Source organism: Pseudomonas sp. SDO55104_S430, from assembly GCF_054070595.1.
The window spans coordinates 1-6290 of sequence record NZ_JBSVXG010000288.1; the positions used below are offsets into that span (position 1 = coordinate 1).

Below are 6290 nucleotides of genomic sequence, written 5' to 3' on the forward strand. Positions count from 1 at the left end.
GACACTGCGCTTTCGCGAGCAAGCCCGCTCCCACATTTTGACCGAGTTGTCGGGTTTACTCGTCGTAACCCAGGTTCGGCGCCAGCCAGCGTTCGGTCACGCTCAACTCCTGACCCTTGCGCGAGGTGTAGCTCTGCACCTGGTCCTTGTCGATCTTGCCCACGGCGAAGTACTGCGCCTGCGGGTGAGCGAAGTACCAGCCGCTGACCGCTGCCGCCGGGAACATGGCGTAGTGTTCGGTGAGGAACACGCCGCTGCGGCCGGCACGCATTTCGCTGGATTCAGGATCGAGCAGGGCGAACAGCGTGGCCTTCTCGGTGTGATCCGGGCAGGCCGGGTAGCCCGGGGCAGGGCGGATGCCGCTGTATTGCTCCTTGATCAGCGCTTCGTTGTCCAAAGCCTCGTCCTTGGCATAACCCCAGTGCTCTTTACGCACCTGCTGGTGCAGCCACTCGGCGCAGGCCTCGGCCAGACGGTCGGCCAGGGCCTTGACCATGATCGAGTTGTAGTCGTCGCCCGCTTCCTGATAGGCCTTGGCGACTTCCTCGGCGCCGATGCCGGCGGTGGTGATGAAGCCACCCACGTAGTCGGTCAGCTCGCTGTCCTTCGGCGCGACGAAGTCGGCCAGGGAGAAGTTCGGCTTGCCGTCGGTCTTGATGATCTGCTGGCGCAGGTGATGCAGCTTGGCAATCGCCTTGCCGTCATCGCCATAGAGTTCGATGTCATCGTCGCGCACCTGATTGGCCGGCCAGAAGCCGAACACCGCGCGAGCGCTGATCAGCTTCTCGTCGATCAGCTTGGCGAGCATGGCCTGGGCATCGGCGTACAGCGCGGTGGCGGCTTCGCCGACCACTTCATCCTGGAGGATGCGCGGGAACTTGCCGGCCAGGTCCCAGGAAATGAAGAACGGCGTCCAGTCGATGTACTCGGCCAGCACCTTCAGGTCGATGTTATCCAGCACTTTGCTGCCGGTGAACGTCGGTTTGACCGGGGTGTAGCTGCCCCAGTCGAATTGCGGCTTTTTCGCGATCGAGGCGGCATAGCTCAGGCGTTCGGTGCGGGCGCTGCGGTTGGCGGTGCGTTCGCGGACGTCGATGTACTCCTCGCGGGTCTTCTCGACGAAACCGGCCTTGAGTTCCTTGGACAGCAATTGCGTGGCCACGCCCACCGCACGGGAGGCGTCGGTAACATAGACCACCGCATCGTTGCTGTACTTGGGTTCGATCTTCACCGCGGTGTGCGCCTTGGAGGTGGTGGCGCCACCGATCATCAGCGGCAGATGGAAGTCCTGGCGCTGCATCTCGCGCGCCACGTGGACCATCTCATCCAGCGACGGAGTGATCAGGCCGGACAGGCCGATGATGTCGCACTTCTCGTCCTTGGCCACCTGCAGGATCTTCTCCGCCGGCACCATCACGCCCAGGTCGACGATGTCGTAGCCGTTGCAGCCCAGCACCACGCCGACGATGTTCTTGCCGATGTCGTGCACGTCGCCTTTTACCGTGGCCATCAGGATCTTGCCCTTGGCTTCCGGCTTGTCGCCTTTTTCCAGTTCGATGAACGGGATCAGGTGGGCTACGGCCTGTTTCATCACGCGGGCGGATTTCACCACCTGGGGCAGGAACATTTTGCCGGCGCCGAACAGGTCGCCCACGATGTTCATGCCGGCCATCAGCGGCCCTTCGATCACTTCGATCGGGCGGGCGAACGACAGGCGCGACTCTTCGGTGTCTTCGACGATGTGGGTGGTGATGCCCTTGACCAGTGCGTGCTCCAGACGCTTGTTGACGTCCCAGTTGCGCCATTCTTCGGTCTCGGCTTCCTTGGTGCTGCCGTCGCCCTTGTACTTGTCGGCGATGGCGAGCAGGGCGTCGGTGCCTTCCGGAGTGCGGTTGAGAATCACGTCCTCGACGGCGTCGCGCAGCTCCACAGGGATCTGGTCGTAGATCTCCAGCTGGCCGGCGTTGACGATACCCATGGTCAGGCCGTTGCGGATCGCATACAGCAGGAACACCGAGTGGATCGCCTCGCGTACCGGGTTGTTGCCACGGAACGAGAACGACACGTTGGACACGCCGCCGGAGCTCAGGGCGTAGGGCAGCTCGTCGCGGATGTAGGCACAGGCGTTGATGAAGTCCACAGCGTAGTTGTTGTGTTCTTCGATACCGGTGGCCACGGCGAAGATGTTCGGGTCGAAGATGATGTCTTCCGGCGGGAAGCCGACTTCGTTGACCAGAATGTCGTAGGAGCGTTTGCAGATTTCCTTCTTGCGCGCTTCGGTATCGGCCTGGCCGACTTCGTCGAATGCCATCACCACCACGGCGGCGCCATAGCGCTTGCACAGTTTGGCGTGATGAATGAACTGCTCGACGCCTTCCTTCATGCTGATCGAGTTGACGATGCCCTTGCCCTGGATGCACTTGAGGCCGGCTTCGATCACTTCCCATTTCGAGGAGTCGATCATGATCGGTACGCGGGAAATGTCCGGTTCGCCGGCGATCAGATTGAGGAAGGTCACCATGGCCTTCTTCGAATCGAGCATGCCTTCGTCCATGTTGATGTCGATCACCTGGGCGCCGGCTTCGACCTGCTGCAGGGCGACTTCCAGGGCTTCGGTGTAGTTGTCTTCACGGATCAGGCGGGCGAACTTGGCGGAACCGGTGATGTTGGTGCGCTCGCCGACGTTGACGAACAGCGAGTTGCGATCGATGGTGAACGGCTCCAGGCCCGAGAGACGGCAGGCCTTGGGAATGTCCGGGATCTGGCGCGGCGCGTAACCGGCCACGGCCTTGGCGATGGCTTCGATGTGGCCCGGGGTGGTGCCGCAGCAACCGCCGACGATGTTCAGGAAGCCGCTCTGGGCGAATTCTTCGATGACCTTGGCGGTCTCGGCCGGCAGCTCGTCGTACTCGCCGAATTCGTTCGGCAGGCCAGCGTTCGGGTGCGCCGAAACGTGGGTGCTGGCCTTGTCCGACAGCTCTTCCAGGTACGGGCGCAGTTCGCGGGCGCCCAAGGCGCAGTTCAGACCGACCGAGATCGGTTTGGCGTGGGCCACGGAGTTCCAGAAGGCTTCGGTGGTCTGGCCGGACAGGGTACGGCCGGAGGCGTCGGTGATCGTGCCGCTGATCATGATCGGCAATTCGATGCCCAGCTCTTCGAACACGCCCTGCACGGCGAAGATCGCGGCCTTGGCGTTGAGGGTGTCGAAGATGGTTTCGATCAGGATCAGGTCGGCGCCGCCTTCGATCAGGCCCTTGGTGGCCTCGGTGTAGTTCTCCACCAGTTCATCGAAGGTCACGTTGCGGTAACCGGGGTTGTTCACGTCCGGGGACAGCGAGCAGGTACGGCTGGTCGGGCCGAGGACGCCGGCGACGAAGCGCGGCTTGTCCGGGGTCTCGAGGGTTTTCGCGTCGGCGACCTTGCGCGCCAGGCGCGCGCCTTCTACGTTCAGTTCGTAGACCAGTTCTTCCATGCCGTAGTCGGCCATGGAAATCTGGGTGGCGTTGAAGGTGTTGGTTTCCAGAATGTCGGCGCCGGCATCCAGGTAGGCTTTCTCGATGCCCGCGATGACGTCCGGACGGGTCAGGACCAACAGGTCGTTGTTGCCCTTGACGTCGCTGGGCCAGTCGGCGAAGCGTTTGCCACGGTAATCCTGCTCTTCGAGCTTGTAGCTCTGGATCATCGTGCCCATGCCGCCATCGAGAATCAGGATGCGCTCTTTGAGGGCGTGCTTGAGAGCTTGAAGGCGAACGCTGCGATCGGACATTTGGACTACTCGGAAAGGCCATGACGAAAGGCCGGGATAATAGCAAACCTGTGCGCTTTTGGAGCATGTCAGGCTTTTGCATGAATATCGCTCATGTTGGCATGGCTGTTTGACCAGTAGAATCGCGCGTCTTTTCAAGGATCGGGATCGAAATGTCATATCGCGTCGTCATCGGCAGTCTATTGCTGTGCCTGAACTGGGGCGCCCTGGCGCAGGCACCGGCAAATTCGCCTGCCATTTCCTACACCCGTGACATTCAACCGATTTTCACCGAGAAGTGTGTGGCCTGCCACGCCTGCTACGACTCGGCCTGTCAGCTCAACCTGGGCAGCGGCGAAGGCGCGGCGCGAGGCGCGAGCAAGTCCCCGGTCTATGACGGTGATCGCAGTCAGGCCGCCGCACCGACCCGGTTGTTTTATGACGCGTTCGGCAAGCGGGCATGGCAGCAGAAAGGCTTTTATTCGGTGCTCGACGCTCAGGGTAGCCAAGCGGCATTGATGGCGCGGATGCTCGAGTTGGGCCATCGCGCGCCGCTGCAACCCAATGCCAAGCTGCCGGAAGACATTGTGCTGGGTCTCAATCGAGATAACGTCTGCGCCATGCCAGCGGAATTCGACGGTTATGCCAGTACCCATCCGCAGCAGGGCATGCCCCTGGCCGTCACCGGTTTGACCGATCAGCAATACCAGACCCTGCAACGCTGGCTGGCGTCCGGCGCGCCGATCGACGAGCAGGGCCTGGTGCCGAGCGCGAAGGAAGCGCTGCAGGTTGTTCAGTGGGAAAACTTGCTGAACGCGCCGGGCGCCCGGCAAAGCCTGGTTGGACGCTGGCTGTTCGAGCACTGGTTTCTGGCGCACATCTACTTCAAGGACGGCGAGCCTGGGCATTTCTTCCAGTGGGTTCGCTCGCGCACGCCCACCGGCCAGCCAATCGACCTGATCAGCACCCGTCGCCCGAACGACGACCCCGGCACCGAGTTCTATTACCGTCTGTGGCCGGTGCAGGGCGTTATCGTGCACAAGACCCACATCACCTATCCGCTCAGCGCGGCGAAGATGGCCCGGGTCAAAAGCCTGTTCTATAACGGCAACTGGCAAGTCACAGCGTTGCCGGGTTATGGACCGCAAAGCCGGGCCAATCCTTTCGCGACCTTCGAGGCGATTCCGGCGCAGGCGCGCTATCAGTTCATGCTCGATAACGCCGAATATTTCGTGCGCACCTTCATTCGCGGCCCGGTGTGCCGGGGGCAGATCGCCACGGACGTGATCCGCGATAATTTCTGGGCCCTGTTCCAGGCGCCGGAACATGACCTCTATATCACCGACCCGAATTACCGGGGGCAAGCCACGCCCTTGCTGGCGATGCCAGGGCAGAACGACGATGTTGGCAGCGTGCTGAGCCTGTGGCACGACTACCGCAACAAGCGTAACGAGTACGAGGCGCTGCGCCGCGACAGCTATGCGGATCTGCCGGCGCCGAGCTGGTCTACCCTGTGGGCCGGGAATGACAATGCCTTGTTGAGCATCTTTCGCCATTTCGACAGCGCTGCCGTGACCAAAGGGCTGATCGGCGAGGTGCCGCAGACAATGTGGCTCTTCGACTACCCGTTGCTGGAGCGCACCTATTACCAGTTGGCGGTCAATTTCGACGTGTTCGGCAATGTCTCCCATCAGGCCCAGACACGGCTTTATTTCGACCTGATCCGCAACGGTGCCGAGCAGAATTTTCTGCGTCTGATGCCGGCGGACTCCCGGGAGGATTACCTCGACGACTGGTACCAGAGCAGCGGCAAATTCAAGATGTGGCTGGATTACGAAAACATCGATGACGACAAGCCGACTGCGTTGAAGCTTGATGAAAAAGACCCGAAATACGATTTTGCGATGCAACTGCTGGCTCGCTACGGCGAACTGAACGCCAAGCCTGATCCGATCAACCGTTGCGACGGCGCCTATTGCTCGCGACCCAACATCGACCCCGACCTGCAAGACGCCGAGCAGGCGCTGAGCCGCCTGACCTCACGTCCGGCGGGAGGGCTCAAGGTGATCGATCAATTGCCGGAAGCCACCATGCTGCGGGTCGAGACCGCCAGCGGCAAACGGGTGGTGTACAGCCTTTTGCGAAATCGGGCTCATAGCAATGTGGCGTTCCTGCTGGGCGAGTCGTTGCGCTATCAGCCGGAACTGGACACCGTGACCATTTTCCCGGGGGTTCTGAGCAGTTATCCGAATTTCATGTTCAACATTCCGGCTGCCCAGGTTCCTGAGTTCGTCGATGCCATGGAAAACGCCAAGGACGCCAACCGCTTCGAGAAAATCGTCGAGCGCTGGGGCATTCGCCGCAGCCATCCGCAGTTCTGGCAGTACTTCCATGATTTGAGCCTGTATATCCACGAAACCGATCCGGTGGAAGAGGGCGTATTGGACATGAACCGCTACGAAAACCTCTGATCTCCCACGATCCATACGCCATTCCCCTGTAGGAGCGAAGCTTGCTCGCGAAGGTGTGTCAGTCAACCCGGATG

General features: G+C 61.3%; 2 protein-coding genes. One reads left to right on the top strand and one right to left on the bottom strand.

The window, feature by feature from the left end:
- Window positions 1-55 precede the first annotated feature (55 nt).
- The gene (gene metH, locus ACW9JE_RS27700) at window positions 56-3766 is read right to left on the bottom strand and encodes a methionine synthase (protein ID WP_457434565.1); all 3711 of its coding nucleotides are present in this window, start codon (window positions 3764-3766) and stop codon (window positions 56-58) included.
- Window positions 3767-3918: 152 nt separating this feature from the next.
- Between metH and ACW9JE_RS27705 the strand changes: the two genes are divergently transcribed.
- Complete coding sequence (locus ACW9JE_RS27705; RefSeq protein WP_457434566.1) at window positions 3919-6216, top strand: fatty acid cis/trans isomerase; 2298 nt, start codon at window positions 3919-3921, stop codon at window positions 6214-6216.
- Window positions 6217-6290 lie beyond the last annotated feature (74 nt).